20 protein-coding genes are annotated in these 18,312 nt (G+C 70.7%); 11 read left to right on the forward strand and 9 right to left on the reverse strand.

Annotated elements, in window-relative coordinates; all coding sequences use genetic code 11:
• Positions 1-588: 588 nt before the first annotated feature.
• Complete coding sequence (locus ACP4J3_RS36820; protein ID WP_426540671.1) at positions 589-2,040, reverse strand: family 43 glycosylhydrolase; 1,452 nt, start codon at positions 2,038-2,040, stop codon at positions 589-591.
• Between the two features lie 1,020 nt (positions 2,041-3,060).
• Here ACP4J3_RS36820 and ACP4J3_RS36825 point away from each other — a divergent pair.
• Positions 3,061-4,599: a UvrD-helicase domain-containing protein gene (locus ACP4J3_RS36825; RefSeq protein WP_426540672.1), complete on the forward strand. Its 1,539-nt coding sequence runs from the start codon at positions 3,061-3,063 to the stop codon at positions 4,597-4,599.
• Positions 4,600-4,743: 144 nt separating this feature from the next.
• Here ACP4J3_RS36825 and ACP4J3_RS36830 read toward each other — a convergent pair whose 3' ends face one another.
• On the reverse strand, positions 4,744-4,869 hold the full coding sequence (locus ACP4J3_RS36830) for a hypothetical protein (protein WP_426540673.1): 126 nt from the start codon (positions 4,867-4,869) through the stop codon (positions 4,744-4,746).
• Between the two features lie 333 nt (positions 4,870-5,202).
• Between ACP4J3_RS36830 and ACP4J3_RS36835 the strand changes: the two genes are divergently transcribed.
• From ACP4J3_RS36835 to ACP4J3_RS36850, 4 genes are all read left to right on the forward strand, one after another.
• Complete coding sequence (locus tag ACP4J3_RS36835) at positions 5,203-5,391, forward strand: hypothetical protein (RefSeq protein WP_426540674.1); 189 nt, start codon at positions 5,203-5,205, stop codon at positions 5,389-5,391.
• A 73-nt stretch (positions 5,392-5,464) separates the two neighbouring features.
• Positions 5,465-6,466: a DUF389 domain-containing protein gene (locus ACP4J3_RS36840; protein ID WP_426540675.1), complete on the forward strand. Its 1,002-nt coding sequence runs from the start codon at positions 5,465-5,467 to the stop codon at positions 6,464-6,466.
• Between the two features lie 657 nt (positions 6,467-7,123).
• Positions 7,124-8,503, forward strand: coding sequence for a Tat pathway signal sequence domain protein (locus ACP4J3_RS36845; protein WP_426540676.1), 1,380 nt, complete (start codon positions 7,124-7,126; stop codon positions 8,501-8,503).
• A 98-nt stretch (positions 8,504-8,601) separates the two neighbouring features.
• Positions 8,602-9,495 carry a glycosyltransferase family 2 protein gene (locus ACP4J3_RS36850; protein WP_426540677.1) on the forward strand — a complete coding sequence of 298 codons (894 nt, stop codon included), beginning with the start codon at positions 8,602-8,604 and terminating at the stop codon, positions 9,493-9,495.
• A 215-nt stretch (positions 9,496-9,710) separates the two neighbouring features.
• On the opposite strand, the gene ACP4J3_RS36855 is transcribed toward ACP4J3_RS36850, so the two are convergent.
• Positions 9,711-11,414, reverse strand: coding sequence for a bifunctional 3'-5' exonuclease/DNA polymerase (locus ACP4J3_RS36855; protein ID WP_426540678.1), 1,704 nt, complete (start codon positions 11,412-11,414; stop codon positions 9,711-9,713).
• Positions 11,415-11,448: 34 nt separating this feature from the next.
• The gene (locus tag ACP4J3_RS36860; RefSeq protein ID WP_426540679.1) at positions 11,449-12,216 is read right to left on the reverse strand and encodes a Clp protease N-terminal domain-containing protein; all 768 of its coding nucleotides are present in this window, start codon (positions 12,214-12,216) and stop codon (positions 11,449-11,451) included.
• Between the two features lie 47 nt (positions 12,217-12,263).
• On the opposite strand from ACP4J3_RS36860, the gene ACP4J3_RS36865 reads away from it, so the two are divergent.
• Positions 12,264-13,412 (forward strand): DUF2786 domain-containing protein, encoded by a 1,149-nt coding sequence (locus ACP4J3_RS36865; protein ID WP_426540680.1) that lies wholly within the window; start codon positions 12,264-12,266, stop codon positions 13,410-13,412.
• Between the two features lie 6 nt (positions 13,413-13,418).
• On the opposite strand, the gene ACP4J3_RS36870 is transcribed toward ACP4J3_RS36865, so the two are convergent.
• From ACP4J3_RS36870 to rpmB, 4 genes are all read right to left on the reverse strand, one after another.
• A complete protein-coding gene (locus ACP4J3_RS36870; RefSeq protein ID WP_426540681.1) occupies positions 13,419-13,958 on the reverse strand; it encodes a DUF4232 domain-containing protein in 540 nt (179 codons plus the stop codon).
• Positions 13,959-14,054: 96 nt separating this feature from the next.
• Positions 14,055-14,591 carry a hypothetical protein gene (locus tag ACP4J3_RS36875; protein ID WP_426540682.1) on the reverse strand — a complete coding sequence of 179 codons (537 nt, stop codon included), beginning with the start codon at positions 14,589-14,591 and terminating at the stop codon, positions 14,055-14,057.
• 111 nt (positions 14,592-14,702) lie between these two features.
• Positions 14,703-15,008: a 30S ribosomal protein S14 gene (gene rpsN / locus ACP4J3_RS36880; protein ID WP_426540683.1), complete on the reverse strand. Its 306-nt coding sequence runs from the start codon at positions 15,006-15,008 to the stop codon at positions 14,703-14,705.
• Positions 15,008-15,244: a 50S ribosomal protein L28 gene (gene rpmB / locus ACP4J3_RS36885; protein WP_126393989.1), complete on the reverse strand. Its 237-nt coding sequence runs from the start codon at positions 15,242-15,244 to the stop codon at positions 15,008-15,010. The genes rpsN and rpmB overlap by 1 nt, the downstream gene beginning before the upstream one ends.
• 60 nt (positions 15,245-15,304) lie before the next feature.
• On the opposite strand from rpmB, the gene rpmG reads away from it, so the two are divergent.
• From rpmG to ACP4J3_RS36910, 5 genes are all read left to right on the forward strand, one after another.
• Positions 15,305-15,469, forward strand: a complete 165-nt coding sequence (gene rpmG / locus ACP4J3_RS36890) for a 50S ribosomal protein L33 (protein ID WP_003999141.1) — start codon at positions 15,305-15,307, stop codon at positions 15,467-15,469.
• A 7-nt stretch (positions 15,470-15,476) separates the two neighbouring features.
• On the forward strand, positions 15,477-15,734 hold the full coding sequence (locus ACP4J3_RS36895; RefSeq protein WP_426540684.1) for a type B 50S ribosomal protein L31: 258 nt from the start codon (positions 15,477-15,479) through the stop codon (positions 15,732-15,734).
• Positions 15,734-16,891, forward strand: a complete 1,158-nt coding sequence (locus ACP4J3_RS36900; RefSeq protein ID WP_426540685.1) for a CobW family GTP-binding protein — start codon at positions 15,734-15,736, stop codon at positions 16,889-16,891. The genes ACP4J3_RS36895 and ACP4J3_RS36900 overlap by 1 nt, the downstream gene beginning before the upstream one ends.
• A 6-nt stretch (positions 16,892-16,897) precedes the next feature.
• Positions 16,898-17,128 (forward strand): 30S ribosomal protein S18, encoded by a 231-nt coding sequence (gene rpsR / locus ACP4J3_RS36905; RefSeq protein ID WP_194042593.1) that lies wholly within the window; start codon positions 16,898-16,900, stop codon positions 17,126-17,128.
• Positions 17,129-17,396: 268 nt separating this feature from the next.
• Positions 17,397-17,684, forward strand: coding sequence for a DUF397 domain-containing protein (locus ACP4J3_RS36910; RefSeq protein WP_426540760.1), 288 nt, complete (start codon positions 17,397-17,399; stop codon positions 17,682-17,684).
• A gap of 110 nt (positions 17,685-17,794) precedes the next feature.
• Here ACP4J3_RS36910 and ACP4J3_RS36915 read toward each other — a convergent pair whose 3' ends face one another.
• Positions 17,795-18,295 (reverse strand): ATP-binding protein, encoded by a 501-nt coding sequence (locus ACP4J3_RS36915; RefSeq protein ID WP_426540686.1) that lies wholly within the window; start codon positions 18,293-18,295, stop codon positions 17,795-17,797.
• Between the last annotated feature and the right edge of the window lie 17 nt (positions 18,296-18,312).

Here is an 18,312-nt window from a genome sequence, read left to right on the forward strand (position 1 = left end):
GCGGACGAGGCGGCGGGATTCCTGGCGGCGCTCGACGCGCGGGTGCTGCATGTGGACTCTGCCGGGTACGTCGTGCTGCCGGCCTTCCGGTCCAAGGTCTCCGGTGGCCGCCGATATGCCTTGTTCAGCCGCAACGGCTCGGGTGTGGCGGTCAATTTGGAGTATCTGATCCAGATGGCCGCGTGCCCCTGCCCTGTGCTTGTCGTCGACCCGCCACCATTCCACGCGGCGGTCCAGGCCGAGCGCGGTGAGCCGGGCACCGTCGGCACGGAGCGTCATCCATCGTTCCGGGACCTCGCTGGAGTGTGCGACCGGGGCATAGTCGAATGCGGTGTGCTGTCGGAGCCGCGGGCACGGTATGGGGATGGCGACGTGGGTGGGGACGGGGCGCGGGCGGACCTCTGCGTCGGCCCGTGCGGCCGAGAGTCTTTCGGCGGCCGGCTGAGTGCCGCCGTACGGCCGGCCGACCCGGCGGAACGGCCGGTCGGCCGCCATGGGCGCGTCCGGGCCCTCCCGCCGCACGCGCGACACACCACGGTCCCGGTACCCGCTGCGGGTACCGGGGCCGTGGTCCGCTCATCAGGTCCGTCAGCTGACGGGCCTGAGCTGCCACTGCTGGCAGTTGTTGTTCAGCCAGGACCAGAGGCGTACGTCGGCGCCGTCGCCGGTGCTGCAGTTGGCCACGTCGGCGACCTTGCCGCTGTTCTCGTTCACGATCCGCACGTAGTCACCGGTGGCGGTGTGGATGAGGCGGAACCGCTGGCAGTTGTTGTTCAGCCAGGACCACTGCCGGATGTCGGTGCCGTCGGCGGTCGCGCAGTTGGTGGTGTCCATGGCCTTGCCCGTCCTGACGTTCACCAGGCGGCTGGTGTCGTCGGCCAGGTCCTCGATCCGCCACTTCTGGTTGGCGCCGCCGTTGCAGGTCCACTGGAGGATGTTCGTACCGTCGGCGGTGTTGCCGCCCTCGACGTCCAGGCACTTGCCGCTGTTGCGGTTGACCAGGGTGTAAGCGGTCGGGGTGGCCGCCGTCTCGCCGGAGGGGCCGGGCAGTGTCGTGCCGAGGGCGACCGGGGTGCCGAAGTTCGGCGTGCCGTCCGCGTTCCAGGTGAACTTCTGCGCGCGGGTGGTGCGGTTGTTGTCGCAGCCGTCCGTCGAGGTGTCGTTGCGGGCGTGGTAGACGATCCAGTTCTCCGTGCCGTCCGGCGAGGTGAAGAAGCCGTTGTGGCCGGGGCCGTGGACGTTGGCCGCGCTGTCCCGCTGGAATACGGGGGTCTGCTTCTTCGTCCAGGAGGAGGCCTGCAGCGGGTCACTGCCGGTCAGTTCGAGTTGGCCCAGCTTGTAGTCGGGGGTCCAGCAGCCGCTGGCGGAGTAGACCAGGAACGTCTTGCCGTTCCGTTGCAGCGCCTCCGGGCCCTCGTTCACCGTGCCGCCCTGGCGCTCCCAGCTCAGGGTGGGCTGCGAGATGGTGCGCAGCGTGCCGCTGACGGTGTAGGGGTTGCTCATCGGGGCGATGACGAGGTTCTGGGTGCCGTTGGTGGTGTTGGCGCTGCCCACCATGTACAGGTTGCTGCCGACCTCCAGAACGCTGGCGTCGATGAGCCAGGGGTCCGAGCCGGTGGGCTTGATCTTGTTCTTGTAGACGTACGGCCCCATGGGGTCGGAGCCCACGCTTTCCAGCACGTGGGAGCGCTGGGTGCCGAGGTAGTCGCTGACGCAGGCGCCACCGACGTAGTACACGTACCACTTGTTGTTGAAGAAGTGCATCTCGGGAGCCCAGAAGTTGCAGCCCCGGGAGGTGTCGGTGTCCTTCCACACCTGCACGCTGGGAGCGGTGGCGAGCCCGGCGAGGGTGGGCGACTTGCGCATGGTCAGCACGTCGGACCAGGACGTGGTGATCAAGTAGTAGTTGCCGTTGTGGAACTCGATCCAGGGATCGGCGCCCTTCTGCGACTTGACCGGATTGGTGAACGGCCGCCCGTCGGCGGCGGTGGCGGGCTGGATGGTGGCGCCCAGCAGCAGGGTGAGTACGGCGATGACCATCGCCGTCCATCTCCCTCTGCGTGTGCGGGCTCCCGCGCGGGTGCGGATCACTGTCGTCGTCCCTTCGTCAGTCGATCCGAAGACCCCCACTGTTCGATATATCGAACTAGGTTCGGAACTTCGGCCAGAAAGTAAGGCCGCGTCTCCCGCCCGTCAACACTTACGTCACAGTCGCCCCAAACGGTTACACGAAACCCGGCCCCTGGGGCCTGTGGTGGGCGGGCCGGCTGCGCGCACGGCAGGTGGAGGGATGGATCCAGGCGGTGCTGGGCGGAGGCGACGGCGGCTGTCGGGGCTCCGCAGGCTTCAGCGGCAGCCCGATGCGGGGCGACGAGCTTGGCGGCGTGGTGGGCATGGTGGTGCGAGGTGCCCGGTCTGAGCCCGCCGTCGCGAGTCACTTTTCTCTCATCCCGCATCCCGACCGACATCTTGCTGAGTTCCTGGCCTCTGCTGCACGAGCCGGCCCTGCCCCGCTCCCCTTCTCGGGGGCCCGGCGTGGGCCGCCCTGTATCGGGAGTCCGGTCGGACGGCCGGGCCTCTCTGATGTTTCGGCTGTCGCGGTCACCGACCCCCATCGCCGACGTGAGGGTCACTTCGGCTTTGGTCGTTGCCAGATTGCATCTTGAGGGCTCGGCTTGTTGCCCAGAGTGTGCGCCGAATCCGATTCTTTATGTTTCGACTCATTGACGTCCGTGTCGCCTGGGGAATGCCTACCGGGTAGTCACCGTCGGCCTGCTCAAGTTGCTCCACGTCGACGTACCCGACCGCACAGGCAGAAGGGCCCCGTGCTCATCCTGGGCTCATCCCGACCTCTGATGTGGAAGACGTGGCCCGCCCCGCGGCGACCGGATCCGGCTCGGCACCGGGCGAGCAAGTCTTGCCGTCGGCTTGCCGCGCGCGTGCGTCATGTGGCAGCCCTGCGGAAGTCGGGAGCGAAGTTCGTGATCACCGGACACGCATGATCTCTCTGTGTCACGGTGATGTTGCCCTCTGGAGCCGCACTCACCCTTGGGGAGCACGATGCCCGCACCAACCCCTGAGCAGAGCACGGCCGTCGATGCGTTCCGGCGCGGGGATCATGTGGTGCTCCAGGCGGGCGCGGGAACCGGCAAAACCACGACGTTGACCATGCTCGCCGCGAGTACTGACAGACGCGGACGGTACATCGCCTTCAACAAGTCCATCGCCACCGACGCGGCCCACAAGTTCCCCGGCAACGTGCTGTGCAAGACCGCGCACTCGCTGGCCTTCGGCGCCGTGGGCCACAGGTACGCATCCCGCCTGAATGCTCCCAGGGTCCCCGGCTGGAAGACCGGTGCTTCCCTCGGCATAGCCGTCAACATGCGCATGCGCATCGGTGAGCGGAACGTCACCAACAAGGCCCTCTCGTACACCGTGCTGCGGACTGTCACCCGCTTCTGCCAGTCCGCGGACAGCACCATCAAGCGCCACCACGTCCCGCGGATGCGCGGCATCGAAGCGGAAGACCTGCATGCCCAACTCATCGACGTCGTCCTGCCGTACGCGACCAGAGCATGGGACGACCTGCAGAATCCGCAGGAAGGCGTCGTCCGCTTCGACCACGACCACTATCTGAAGATCTGGGCACTGACCGAACCCGTGATCCGAGCGGATTTCCTGCTGCTCGACGAGGCCCAGGACACCAACCCCGTCGTCGAGAAGGTCTTCAACGACCAGCGGGGCCATACCCAGTTGGTGATGGTCGGTGACTCGGCCCAGGCCATCTACGGCTGGCGTGGTGCCCGGGATGTCATGAGCGACTTCGACGGTACGCAACTGGCCCTGTCCCAGTCCTTCCGCTTCGGCTCGGCGCTGGCGGAGGAGGCCAACCGGTGGCTCCACATCGTCGACTCCCCGATCCGGCTCACCGGCACCCCCGCGATCAGCACGCGCCTCGAACGCGTCGAGGAACCGGACGCCATCCTGTGCCGGTCCAACGTCGGGGCCATGCTCGAAGTCATGCGTCTGCTGGGGGCGGGTCGCCGCGTCGCGCTGGTCGGTGGCGGGGAGTCCCTGCGTGCGCTGGCGCGGGCCGCCCGCGACCTCAAGGCCGGCAAGCGCTGCACCCACCCGGAGCTGATCCTCTTCGAGTCCTGGGGCGAACTGCAGGAGTACGCCGAATACGACCCCTCCGGCCGTGACCTCCTGCCGTTGGTCGACCTCGTCGATGAACACGGTGTCGATGTCATCCTCGACGCGGTGGACCGGCTCTCCGTCGAGCAGGGCGCCGAGATCGTGGTGTCCACCGCCCATAAGGCCAAGGGCCGCGAATGGGCGTCCGTCCGCATCGGTGAGGACTTCACCGAACCGGTGGACCAGGAGGAGTGCGACGGGAACGGCGACCCCTTGCCCGGCGACATCGACGACGCGGAAGCCCGACTCGCCTACGTCGCCGTCACCCGAGCCCGCCACCGACTCGACATCGGCGGCCTGGGCTGGATCAATCAGCACCCCCAGGGCAACCCCGCCGGCGCACCTCCACGCAAGGACCCAGCACCTGCCTCCCCATGGGACAACCTGGGTCCCTCTCCCCGCTGAACCGTGCCACCCGTGCATCGCCCGCCGTCCGCGAGTTCAGCCAGTGGACCGCCAGGATGCCAACCGGAACAGCGAAGCCCAGAGTTGGTTGTCCCTTCACGCCGCCTCATGTCTTGATTGCGCGGACGCCGGGGCCGCACAGCATCAGGTCGCGGAGGAGGGGGAGGCGATCGCGGTGGCGGCCACGACCCGCGTCGGTGGCTGGTTCGTCCTGGGGTCGCGGGCTTCGACGAGGGTGACGGAGCTGGTGATGACGCGGATGTCCTTCATGTACCTCTCCCTCGACGCGGCCCACGCACCCCACCATGTGTTCAAGGAGTGGGCCGACCGGTACAAGGGCGTCTTCGACGAGGGCTACGAGGCGATCCGCCCCGACATTCTGCGACGTCAGAAGGAGATCGGCCTGCTGCCGGAGAACACGCGGCTCTCCTCGGTCAATCCGCACGGCGAGCCCGTGGTGAGCGGGCCGGACGGCCGGCCGTGGCCGCTGCTCGACACCGTGCGTCCCTGGGACGACCTCAGCGCCGACGAGCAGCGGCTGTTCGTCAGAATGGCCGAGGTCTTCGCAGGTTACGTCAGTACAGCGACGCCCAGCTCGGCCGGGTGCTCGACTTCCTGGAGTCCTCGGGCGAGCTCGACAACACGATCATCGTGGCCGCCTCCGACAACGGGGCGAGCGGTGAGGGCGGGCCGGACGGGACGTTCAACGAGTGGCGGTTCTTCCGGCGAGCGCTATGCCGATCACGAGGCTCAGGTACGGGGTTGGTTCATGACCGACTGAACGTCCACTGAGCCCAGGACCGGGTCGCGGCCGTGGGCCCGTGTCCTGCCCGTCGGAACGTGCTGATCGTGGTTGTTTGGAGGCATGATCAGCAAGGTTCGCGCCCGTGTCCTGCCGGCCGCTCAGCGCCGCTCGCTGGACGAACTGACCCAGGATCTGATCCTGTCCGCCGGGGACACCACGTCCAAGCGCTCGGCCTTCTGGACGATGCTGACGCTGTCGGCGGTCATCGCGGCCGGCGGGGTGCTCACGGACTCGACGGCGACCGTGATCGGCGCCATGATCATCGCACCGCTCTCCACGCCGATCATGGGTATCGCCCTCGGGTCGGTGCAGCGCCGCCGCACCGGATCGGCCGTGGTCGTCCTCCTCGCGTGCCTGTTGGTGATCGCGGTCGGGATGGTCATATCGGTGGCTCTGCCCCGCGACTACGACCTGCTGTCCAACAGCCAGATCTCGTCGCGGACGTCGCCGGGCCTGATGGACCTGATCGCCGCCCTGGCGACCGGCCTGGCCGGCGCGGTCGCACTGGCCCGTCGGGACGTCGCCGCCGTGCTGCCCGGAGTCGCGATCGCCATCTCCCTCGTCCCGCCCCTGGTGGTGGCAGGGGTGTGCCTGGGCAAGCTGTCGGGATGGCTGGCTCTGGGCGCGCTGGCGCTGTTCGTGTCGAACCTCTTCGCCCTGGTCTTCGCCGGCATGGTGGTGTTCGCCTCGCTCGGTTACGCCGCGGAGGCAGACAGAGCGGCCGGGCGCCCCGCCGGCAGGGCAACGGCCGCCATGGCCCTGCTGTTCGTCGTCGTGCTCGTTCCGCTGACGGCCAACACCGTGGCCACGTTGCTGCTCAACGTGTGGACCGGCCGGACCAAGGACGCGGCGCAGCAGTGGCTCGCCGACGAGCCGGACGCGTCCGTCACGAGTGTCGACGCGAATTCCCGGACGCTGTACGTCCACGTTCGTGTTCCGGGAGAACTCCCGCCGGTGCAGTCCCTGCTCGACCGGCTCGAAGGACGGATCCCGGACGGCATCCCCGTCGTGGTGGACGCCTCGCGCGGCCGGCGCATCGACGCCGGAGAGGTCGGCGGCTGAGCGCCGCGTCCGCGTCCTGCCCCGAGGAGCTTCCGCGAGGGCTTCCGGCTTCGCGGAGCGGTGGGCCTCTGGCAACCGGTGCTTGGAAACCGTGCGTCCCTCCAGAAGCCGGCTGTCGTGGCGCCGAGCGATGATCACGCGGTCGGGCGGACCGCGCGACAAGCCGCAGTCCGTAGTGGTGACCGCCCGGCTGCGAACGGTCGGTGTCCGGGCTCCACTGGACCATCCCGAACGGGGCGACGGCACCCGGGAAGGTGTTGCCCGCGCCGCCGCCGGTGCCGAAGTCGGGGCCGCCAGGCTTCGTGCCGACGAAGGGGGTTCACGTACTGGGCGAGGTCGGTGGTGGTGGTCGTGCCGGTTGCGGGAGCCGCGACCGCCACCTGGGCCGGCACGGACGCGCCGAGCGTGGGCGTGCGGACGTTGTGCGGGGGGCATGCACGGCAGTTAGGCCGCTCCGCGATCACGAATGCCCGATTGAGACGTCAAGTTTCAGGCGGTGCTTACCCATTGACCGGATCTCAGTCGCAGTCCTTCCGATCGCTACTCGTTGCTCCCCAACTGCTGCGATCTTCAAGAGCGTTGACCCACCCCCTCCGCACCAGCAGAATGAGCCCGCACCCGCATCCTGAGAGCGCTCTCAAACTCCGAGGGAGACCCATGACCGGCACGATCGACAGACGCGGCTCAGGGCTCAGTCGTCGCACGCTCATCGGCACCGGCCTCGGTCTCGGCGCCGTGGCCCTCACCGGCACCGGGGTCGCGCACGCCGATTCCGGAGGTTCCGCGCGGCGTCGCGCCCGGGCCTTCCTCGCCGCGGCCATGGACGCCTACCCCGACCACGGCACCACCCGCCTCGCCCAGAGCTACACCGACCAGGCCGGGCTGTTCAGCACCGCGTTCACCTACGACAACGCCCTCGCGATCCTCGCCTTCCTCGCCGCCGGCACGACGGGCGGGCGGCGGCGGGCCGTCTCGCTCGGGGACGCGCTGCTGTACGCCCAGGCGCATGACCCGGTCCACGACGACGGTCGGCTTCGGCAGGGCTACAACGTCGGGCCGTACACCTTCTACGACGGCTCGCTGCAGCCGGACGGGTTCGTGCGGGCGGACGGGAGCGTCAATGTCGGGACGCAGTTCGGGTTCACGGGGACGGCCGTGGGGGACATGGCCTGGGCCGGGATCGCGCTCGCGGCGCTCGCCGGGCGGACCGGGAAGCGGCGGTTTCTCGGCGGTGCCGTGCGGATCGGGGAGTGGATCGAGCGCAACGGCCGGACCGATGAACCGCTGGGCGGGTACAAGTTCGGGGTCGATGGCGGCAATCAGAAACTGCCCTTCACCTCCACCGAGCACAACACCGACCTCGTCTGTCTGTTCGGGCGGCTCGCCCGGCTGACGGGGGACCGGGTGTGGCTGGAGCGGCGTGCGCGGGCCCGGGAGTTCGTCGAGAGGATGTGGGAGGGCGACGGTGGGTTCTTCTACACCGGGACCAACGACGGGGTGACCATCAATACGTCGCCCGTCCCCGAGGACACACAGACCTGGACCCACCTCGCCCTCGGCTCCCGTGCCCACGCCTCGTCGCTGGACTGGGCCGCCCGTGAGCTGGCCGTGCTCGATCACTCCGGGCGGCGCAACAGCACGGTGCCGGCGGGGCAGTCGTACGAGGGCGTCACCTTCAGCTCCGCCAGCCTGCTCGCCGACGAGGACGCGCCGATCGCCGACTCCCAGCCCAAGCCGGACCGCAATGGCGTGTGGTTCGAGGGGACCGCCCATCTCGCGCTCGCCCTGCGGGAGCGGTGCGGACGGGGCGACGAGGCGCGGGCGCGGCGGCTGCTCGACTCCGTCGAGCGGGCCCAGGACCTGCTCGGCGGCGGACAGACCGTGGGCGGGCGGGCGCTGCCCGATCGGGCGGGGGTCGTGTCCGCCAGCAGTCCGCTCGATACGGGGTTCGGATTCGGGTACTACCCGTATCGGCATGTGGGAGCGACCGCCTGGTACGTGATGGCGGCCGTGCGCTTCAACCCGCTGCGGGCCTGAACGGGCACCACCCCCAATACAGCGAACTTAAGAAGTCCTTACCGTGAACCACTAGCATCGCGGCGGTAATCGAAGCCGGTTCGAGGGTGAGGGCGGGTATGGCGGAACCGAGGATCGCGGTCGCCGTGGTGACGATGGGCAACCGGCCCGTCGAGGTCGACGCGCTGCTCGAGTCCGTGGCCAAGCAGGATCTCGCCCCCGACCGGATCGTCGTCGTCGGCAACGGCTGCCCGTTGCCCGAGTTCGCCGAACGGCTGGCGCTGCCCGGTGAGTTCACACCGATCGAGCTGGATGAGAACCTGGGCTGCCCGGGCGGGCGCAACGTGGCCATCGAGCGGCTGCGCGACTTCGGGGACGTCGATGTCGTGGTGGAACTGGACGACGACGGGCTCCTCGTCGACGCCGACGTACTGCGCCGGGTACGGGATCTGTACGCCGCCGACGACCGGCTCGGCATCGTCGGCTTCCGCATCGCCGACGAGCACGGGGAGACCCAGCGGCGGCACGTGCCCAGGATCGGCAAGTCCGATCCGCTCAGGGGCGGTTACGTCACCGGCTTCCTCGGCGGCGGGCACGCGCTGAGCATGGCGATGCTGGCCGAGACCGGGGACTGGCCCGCCGAGTTCTTCTTCGCCCACGAGGAGACCGATCTGGCCTGGCGGGCCGTCGACGCGGGCTGGCGCATTCTGTACGCTCCCGAACTCCTCCTGCAGCACCCGAAGACCTCGCCGGCCCGGCACGCCATCTACCACCGCGTGACCGCCCGCAACCGCGTCTGGCTGACCCGCCGTCGGCTGCCGCTGCCGCTGATCCCGGTCCATCTCGGCATCTGGGTCCTGCTCACCCTGGCCCGCACCCGGTCGGGCGGCGGACTGCGTGCCTGGTTCGGCGGCTTCCTGGAGGGTCTGCGGGAACCGGCCGGCCGGCGGCGGCCCATGCGATGGCGCACGGTGTGGCGGCTGTGCCTCCTGGGACGGCCGCCGGTCATCTGACCGGGAGGGCCGGTCCAAAAGGCAAGCGGGAGGGCCAACGCGCAAGCCCGCAGGGGCCGTTCCCCGGATCCGGCCACGGCGGCGACGCTCCCCCGAGCTGCGCATCTACGCGCGCGCCGTCGGGCCGGACCCGATGCAGTGATCAGATTAAGCCATGACAACGGAACACCGGAGTCCGGCCAAATGTGTTCCGTGACACGCGTTGATCGCGTTGATCACTTGGCGTCCGCGTAGCACTCCACCACCGCCGTCGTGAACGGAAACCGCACCGGCGTCCGACCGAACGTCAGCCGCCCGGCCAGCTCCGCCGCCTCCCGGATCGCCTTCACCACCGCCTCGGCCTCCTCCTCGGGACAGTGCACGATCACCTCGTCGTGCTGGAAGAACACCAGCTCCGCCGCCATGTCCGCACAGGCCTGCCGCAGCGCGGCGAGCAGCAGCAGGGCCCAGTCGGCGGCGCTGCCCTGCACGACGAAGTTGCGGGCGAAGCGGCCCCGGGCGCGGGAGTTGGTGGAGGCGTAGCCCGGCACCCACTCCTGCGCTCCGGCGCCCTCGGCCGGGTCGTCGGGCCCCTCCGCGACCGGGATCCCGGCCTCCTCGGCGATGTCGTCGACCGCCCCGGCCGCCGGCGGACAGGTTCGTCCCAGCCACGTCCGCACGAGCCGTCCCTCCTCGCCCGCCCGCGCCGCCTCGTCGACGTACGCCACCGCCCTGGGGAAGCGGCGTCTGAGCGTGGCGAGGTTCTTCAGCCCGTCTCCGGAGGTCTGGCCGTAGACGGCACCCAGCACGGCGAGCTTGGCCTGCGCGCGGTCGCCGGAGAAGGCGCGGTCGGAGACGGACTGGTAGAGGTCGGTCTCCCGGCCGGCCACCTCCATCAGCCCGGGGTCGCGGGAGATCGCGGCGAGCACGCGCGGCTCCATCTGGTCGGCGTCGGCCACCACGAGCCGCCAGCCGGAGTCCGCGACCACCGCACGCCGGATGACCTTCGGGATCTGCAGCCCGCCCCCGCCGTTGGTCACCCACCGCCCGGTGACCGTCCCGCCCGCGAGGAACTCCGGTCTGAACCGCCCCTCGCGCACCCAGTCCTGCAGCCAGGACCAGCCGTGGGCCACCCAGACCCGGTACAGCTTCTTGTACTCGACCAGCGGTTTCACGGCCGGATGGTCGAGGCTCTCGATCTCCCAGCGACGGGTTGATCTGATCTTGATGCCGGCCTGCGCGAAGGCCTTGATCACATCGGCCGGCAGATCGGGCCGCACCCGGCGCCCGAACGCCGCCGACACCTCGTCCGCCAACTCGGCCAGCCGCCGTGGCTCCCCGCCGCCCGCGTACCGCTCGCCCAGCAGCTCGTGCAGCACCCGGCGGTGCACCTCGGCGCTCCACGGCAGCCCGGCCCGGTTCATCTCGGCGGCCACGAGCATCCCCGCCGACTCAGCCGCCGTCAGCAGCCGCATCCGCTCCGGGTTCGCCGTCCGGTCGTGCCGCCGCTGCTGCTCGGCGTACACCTCGACGAGGTCGGCGAGCGGCACATGGACCGCCTGCGGCTCGAAGAGCGGGGACTGCGAGCCCGGTTCGGCCGCGCGCTGGGGCGGGTCGGGCGGCACGGGGGCGCCGCGCAGCCGGGCGAGCGCCGCCGCGGCCGATCTCGGCTCGCCGTAGCGCCCCTCGTGGCCGAGCAGGAGCGTCTCGGCGTCCTCGACGTCGTAGCACCGCTCGACTCGCACCCCCGTGGCGAGCAGCCGCGGATAGACCTCGGCGGTGGAACGCCACACCCACCGTGCGACCTCCGGCCGCCCGCGCACGGCCGTGGCCGGATCCGGCTCCCGGCGCACCGGTCCCGCGAGCAGCCCGTCCGGACCGAGGGGGGCGACCTCCACGCCACCGTCCTCGGCCGGAGCGAGCGCCCACCGGTCGGCCATGCTGAGAGTGTGGCACCCGGGTCTGACAACGGCCTCAGCTCTCGCCTTCGCCCTGCTCGCGGGCTGCCTTGGCGGTCTCCTCACCGCTCTTGAGGAACTGGGAGAGGGCCTCGACGACGTACTCCTCCGCCGCCTGCTTGGTGAGGCCGAGTCCGTACAGGACGCCGGTGCCGTTCTCGAACTCCAGCAGGGCCAGCAGGATGTGCTCGGTGCCGATGTAGTTGTGGCCGAGGCGCAGGGCCTCGCGGAAGGTGAGCTCCAGGACCTTCTTGGCGTCGGAGCCGTAGGGGATGAGCTCGGGGACCTCGTCGGCGGCGGCCGGCAGCGCGGCGGTGGCGGCTTGGCGCACCGAGTCCAGGAGGACGCCCTGTGCCGTGATCGCCTTGGCGGCGATGCCGTCCGGCTCGGCCAGCAGACCGAGGACGAGGTGCTCGGGGCGGCCCTCGGGGTTGCGGGCGGCGACGGCCTCGTTGTGGGCGGCCATCACCACGTTGCGGGCACGCGGCGTGTAGCGGCCGAAGCCCTGCTGGGGGTCGAGGTCGGTGCCCTCCTTGGGCACGAACCGCTTCTGCGCGGCCTGCCGGGTGACCCCCATGCTCTTGCCGATGTCGGTCCAGGAGGCGCCCGACCGGCGGGCCTGGTCCACGAAGTGGCCGATCAGATGGTCGGCCACCTCGCCGAGGTGATCGGCGGCGATCACCGCGTCCTGGAGCTGGTCGAGGGGCTCGTCGTGGACCTTCTTGATGGCCGCGATGAGTTCGTCGAGGCGTACGGATGACGTGATGTTCGGGTTCGTCGACATGTGTCAACCGTAGGTTGACGGCAGCTGAGTGTCAACCGGAGGTTGACATGCACTCTCGGCGCCCCGCGCGGACTTACGATCCCCTGGTGAGCACGCCCAGCACCGTCGACCGCGCCTTCGAGTCCGCTCTCTACGACACCGAGCACACCACGCTCGACACCGGCGCCTCCCTCCTCGCCGCCGACCCCGGGGCGGACGCCGAACTCGCCCGGCGTGGCGAGGAGTTCGTGGCGGCGGCCTGGCGGCGCGGCTGGCAGCCGGCGGATGTCGTACGGCTCGTACGCCGCGACCTGGACGACGTGCACATACGACTGCTCGCGGCGCTGATCCGCGCGCAGGCGCCGCACGCCGCCCCGCGCGGCCCCCGCTGGCGCGCACAGCTCGACGACCTGCCCACCGGGGCCCCGCCCCGCACGGACCGCTTCTCGCACGCGACCGCCGTCCTGGAGCTGTACCGCCTCCTGCTGCGCCTGCCCGCACTGGAACCCCTGGAGCAGCCGGCCACCTCGGATCCGAGGCCCGAGTCCCGCATGCTCACCCGGATCCGCGCGCTGCTGGCGAAGGCCGAGGCGACCGGGTTCGCCGAGGAGGCGGAGGCGCTCAGTGCCAAGGCGCAGGAGCTGATGTCCCGGCACAGCATCGACGAGGCCCTGCTCGCGTCCCGTGCGCCGGCCGCCGCCAAGGACGCCCCCGGCGCCTGCCGGATCGGTGTGGAGCCGCCGTACGAACAGGCGAAGGCCGTGCTGCTGGACGCGGTGGCGACCGCCAACCACTGCCGCGCCGTGTGGAACGAACCCTTCGGCTTCTCCACGGTCGTCGGCTTCGAGGCGGACCTGGAGGTGGTCGAACTCCTGCACACCTCGCTCCTGGTGCAGGCCCAGACCGCGATGACGAAGGCGGAGGCGGCGCAGCGCGCGGGCGGCCGCAAGCGGACCAAGACCTTCCGGCAGTCGTTCCTGGCGGCCTACGCCCACCGCATCGGCACCCGCCTGACCGCGGCGGCGCGCACGCCGGTGACCGAGGACCTGCTCCCGGTCCTGGCCTCCCGCGAGGTCGCGGTCACCGCCCGCCTGGACCGGATGTTCCCGCAGACCACCACGACCCGCCTGCGCGGCGTCAGCGACGAGGCGGGCTGGGTGGAGGGCTCGGAGGCGGCCGACCGGGCGCGGATGTCCCCCCGTCGGCCGCTGCGCTGAGCCGCGTCAGTCGCCGGACCGCTGGAACCCGCTCAGCGAGGCGTCCGGGGTCTTCCCGTCGGTCTTGAGCGCGACGGCGCCGTACGACCACTCGAAGCCGTGCGTCTTGGCGGACCCGGGCAGCCGCACCTGAGCCTTCCGTACGGCGAGGCTCTTGGCGCTGCCCTCCTCGCCCCGGACGTAGGTGAGCGTGAAGGACGTGGAGGCGCCCTTCGTGAGGGTCGTCTTCCGCTGCGCGACGGCCCCGGCGGCCTCGTCGGGCGGGACGGCGGCCCTCGTGCCGCCCGCGGTGAACTCGACGCCGGGCAGCCCGGCCAGGGCGCAGTCGGCGTCGCCGCGGTTGGTGACGGTGACGGGCACGTTGCCGGTGTCGCCGGCGGCGGGGGCGGCGTTGGCCGGCCCGAACTCCACGGCCAGCGCGGCGACGCAGCCGGCCGCGGCCTTGGAGCCGGCCTCCGTGCTCTTGTCTCCGTCCCCGCCGTCGTCGCAGGCGGTCAGGAGGAGGGCCGCGGCGAGGGCGGCGACGGTGAGGGGTGTGGCGCGCATGGGTCCTCAGGGGGGTGGCGTCGGTGATCAGCCGTGACCGATCGGGGGATGACCTGGATGACCGTATCGATCGAGCGGCCGGTCACCGATCGGACATCACGATCCCAGACCGGCCGTGGGCAGCCCCGTCGGCAGCTTGCCGCCCTCCGCCTTGGTGTACGTCTCCTCGCCGAGGTCGCCTTCCCAGGTCACCTTCAACTGCCGGCCGTCGACGGAGTCGACCGTTCCGGCCGCCCGGTCCTTGCTGCCGTCGGTGCACTTGAGCCGGATCGTCCGCTTGCCGCCCTCCTCGCCGGCGGTCCCGCTGCACACGGTCCCGCCGGTCGCGAAGAGCCCGGCCTCCTCGCCGGTGACGACCAGTGCGACGGCCTTGCCGTCGGTCGTGGCGAGCCAGCTTCCCTCCAGGCCGCCGGACGCGGACCCGCCGCCCGCGCCGCCGTCCGTACCACCGCCGGTGTCGGCGCCGGTGGTCGCGGAGGCGCTGGGGCTGTCCGAGGAGGAGCTGTCGTCGGAGTCGCCACCGCCGCTGCAGGCGGTCAGCGCGAGCGCGCCCGCCAGGGTCGCGGCCGCGGCCGCGACCCGCACCCGCCGGCCGGACAGTGCGCGCGTACGCGAGAAGGTCGCCGAGGTCACTGGAAGCTCCCAAGCTGTAGCGGTCGGCATACGGCCGAATCGGCCCACTTGGCCGAAACGACCGCAGCAAGTTACCAGGGAGTCCGGTCCGGGCCCAGGACCTGCCCGCCCCTACCAGGACGCCTTGCGCACCCCCGGCAGATACCCGGCGTGCGCCTGCTCGCGCAGGCTGACCCGGGACAGCCCGAAGGCCCGGAAGTAGCCGCGCGGCCGCCCGTCCACCTGGTCGCGATTGCGTACGCGCGTGGCGCTCGCGTCCCTCGGCTGCTTGCGCAGTTCCTCCTGGGCGGCGAGCCGTTCGGCATCGGTGGACGACGGCCGGCGGATGATCTCCTTCAGCTCGGCCCGCCGCGCGGCGTACCGGGCGACGACCTCCTGCCGCTGCTGGTTCTTCGCGATCTTGCTCTTCTTGGCCATCAGACCTTCACCCCTCGCGCACGGATCCGGGCGACGGCAGCCTCGACGCCGATGACGTCGACCGTCTTGATCCCCTTGGCGCTCAGTCGCAGCCGCACATGCCGGCCCTCGCTGGGCAGCCAGTAGCGCTTGGTCTGGATGTTGGGGTCGAAGCGGCGGGAAGTGCGCCGGTGCGAGTGGGAAATGGTGTTGCCGAACCCGGGCTGAGCCCCGGTCAGCATGCAGTGAGCGGACACGGTGACGAACCTCTCTCAGTCACGGCTGTTAATGGAATTCATTTTCAGTAAGATAGCAGCATGGCACGCAACGAACTCCGCCCGGTCATCAAGCTCCGGTCCACCGCCGGCACCGGCTACACCTATGTGACCCGCAAGAACCGCCGCAACGACCCCGACCGCATGACGCTGCGCAAGTACGACCCGGTCGTCGGCCGCCACGTCGACTTCCGAGAGGAGCGCTGAGACCACCATGCGCGACGGCATTCACCCCGCCTACGGCCCCGTCGTCTTCCGCGACCGCGCCGCGAACCACGCGTTCCTGACCCGCTCCACGCTCGCCGGCGTACCGACCGAGAAGACCATCGAGTGGGAGGACGGCAACACCTACCCCGTCGTCGACGTCGAGATCTCGAACGTCAGCCACCCCTTCTACACCGGCACGGCCCGCGTCCTGGACACCGCCGGCCGCGTGGAGCGCTTCGAGCGCCGGTACGGAAAGAAGGGCTGATGCTCTCCGTCGTGATCGTCGGCGGCCTGCACGCCGACGCCCGCAAGGCGGCCGTGGAGCGGCTGCTCGCCGACGTCCCCGACAGCGTCGTACTCCACCACGACCTGGCCACTGCAGCGGCCGGCACGGTGGTACGGACGATCCGCGACGCCACCGGCCTCGTCAGCACCGGCGAGGCCCCCCTGGTCAACGACTGCGCCTGCTGCGCCCTGCGCGAGGACCTGGTGCCGGAACTGCTGAGGATCCAGGACGCGGACGGCACCCGCATGGCGATCGTCGAACTCTGGGACTCGGTGGAGCCGAAGGCGATGGCCGAGGTGGTCACGGCCGGCGGACTCGTGGTCACCGGTGTGATCACCGCGGTCGACCCGGCGCTGGTCCTGCCGTACCTGGGCAACGGCGACGACCTGGCCGAGGGCGGACTCGCGGCGGCGGCGACGGACCAGCGCACGGTCGCCGACACGTTCGCACGCCAGCTGGAGTACGCCCCCGTCCTGGCCGTGGCCACCTCGCCGGAGGCCGACGACGAGGACCGCGAGCTGCTCGCCCAGCTCCACCCGACGGCCCGCCAGGTCCCGATCGGCCACGGCGACCTGGCGGGCGCACCGGGCCCGGCCGAGGGCGAGCTGGCCCGGGCGGCGCTGGCGGGCTTCGACGTCGAGTCGGCGGCGGCGGCCCAGCACCCGGCGTGCGCGCTGCTCCCCGCCGAGGCCGACGCGCACGGTGTCTCCACCCTGGTCTGGCACCGCCGCCGCCCCTTCCACCCCGAGCGGCTGTACGAGGCCCTGGAGGACATCACCTGCGCCGCGGCCCGCAGCCGGGGCCGCTTCTGGCTCGCCGACAAGCCCGACGTGCTGCTGCACTGGGACGCCGCGGGAGGCGCCCTCTGCGTCGAGAGCGTGGGCCCCTGGCTGGCCTCGCTTCCCGACGCCGCCTGGGACATGGTCCCGCCGGTACGCCGGGCGGCCGCCGCGCTGGACTGGCACCCCGAGCACGGCGACTGCTGCCAGCACCTGGTCTTCACGTCCCCCGGCCTGGACCGCGACGGCCTGGAACGGCTCCTGGAGTCGTGCCTGCTCACCGATGCCGAGTACGCCGCGGGCCGTGACGCCTGGAAACAGCTCCCGCCCGCCTTCGACACCCTCCTGGAGGTCTGACACCCCATGCCCCGCAAGCCCGACCGCCGGCCCACGAAGAAGCCGAACCCCCTGGACCAGGCCGGCATCACCTACATCGACTACAAGGACACGGACCTGCTGCGCCGCTTCATCTCCGACCGAGGCAAGATCCGCAGCCGCCGGGTGACCCGAGTCACGGTCCAACAACAGCGCCAACTGGCGAAGGCGATCAAGAACGCCCGCGAAATGGCATTGCTGCCGTACACGACGCGCTGACACAGGGCGCCCCGGCGCCGGGGCGCCCTCGAAGCCCCCCAACTCCACCTATTGGGAAGTTACTTGGAGTTTGGAACAAGAAGGACGCGGAAGGCGTCTCCCTAGTGCACGAGGGATTGGGTGAACACGCTGGAACGTATCTGAGCCCGCGTACGTCACAGGAGTAACCACAGGAACACCCCGCGTGCACGTGCATCTGCTCATGCAGTTGCACGTGAACAGAGCTATGATCCGGAAGCAGTTGACTGCCGCACCACTGCACCACCTCATGCCTCAATGGCCTCCGAGCCACCGCACCACCGGGGAGCGACCTGTGGACCACGACGTGTACAACGGCATGGCAGCCACGGATCTGAACGGGGTGGCCTGGCAGAAGAGCAGGCACAGCAACTCGCAGGGCTCGTGCGTGGAGTTCGCGCGGCTGCCCGGCGGAGACGTCGCCGTGCGCAACTCCCGCTTCCCGGACGGCCCCGCACTCGTCTACACCCGCGCCGAGATCGAGGCCATGCTCCTGGGCGTCAAGGACGGCGAGTTCGACCACCTGGTCACGAGCTGACCGAGCCGGCCCATCGCACAGCTCAGCAAAACTCAGCCGAACTCAGGGCAATCGGCGCCTATCGCTCCGTAACGCGCGTAGAACCCCGGAGCCATCCAGCCCCGCAGCCCTCAGTCCGCCGATCTCCCCATCGGCGCCTGCCCCGGTTGCAGCCGGAACAGCGCCCAGACCACCTTCCCGCTGAGCGTCCCTGCCAGCGGATGCCATCCCCAGCCGTCACTGAAGGAGTCGACGAGGAACAACCCGCGCCCGGACTCGGCCGAGAAGTCGTCGGAATCGCGCGCGACGGGACTGTCATGGCTGGGATCGCGCACCGCGCACACCAGCCGCTCGGTCCACCGCATCAGGTGCAGCCGCACGGGCGGCGTCTGCTCGGGCAGCCGCGACGCACCAGCCGGCAGCGCATGCCGCAGCGCGTTCGTCACCAGCTCCGAGACCACGAGGCACACGTCGTCGAACCGATGGTCCAGTTCCCACTGCTCCAGGGTCCGCCCGGTGAACTTCCGGGCCTCACGCACCGCTTCGTAACGGGCGGGCAGAGCGCAGGACGCGGCGCTGGAGACTGCTGCGGGATCCAGTGGCGGAAGGCCCTGCCGTAACGGCTCGAGCATGGTCGATCCATTCGTCC

It is taken from the genome of Streptomyces sp. UG1 (assembly GCF_049974585.1).
In the GTDB taxonomy this organism is placed as follows: Bacteria; Actinomycetota; Actinomycetes; order Streptomycetales; family Streptomycetaceae; genus Streptomyces.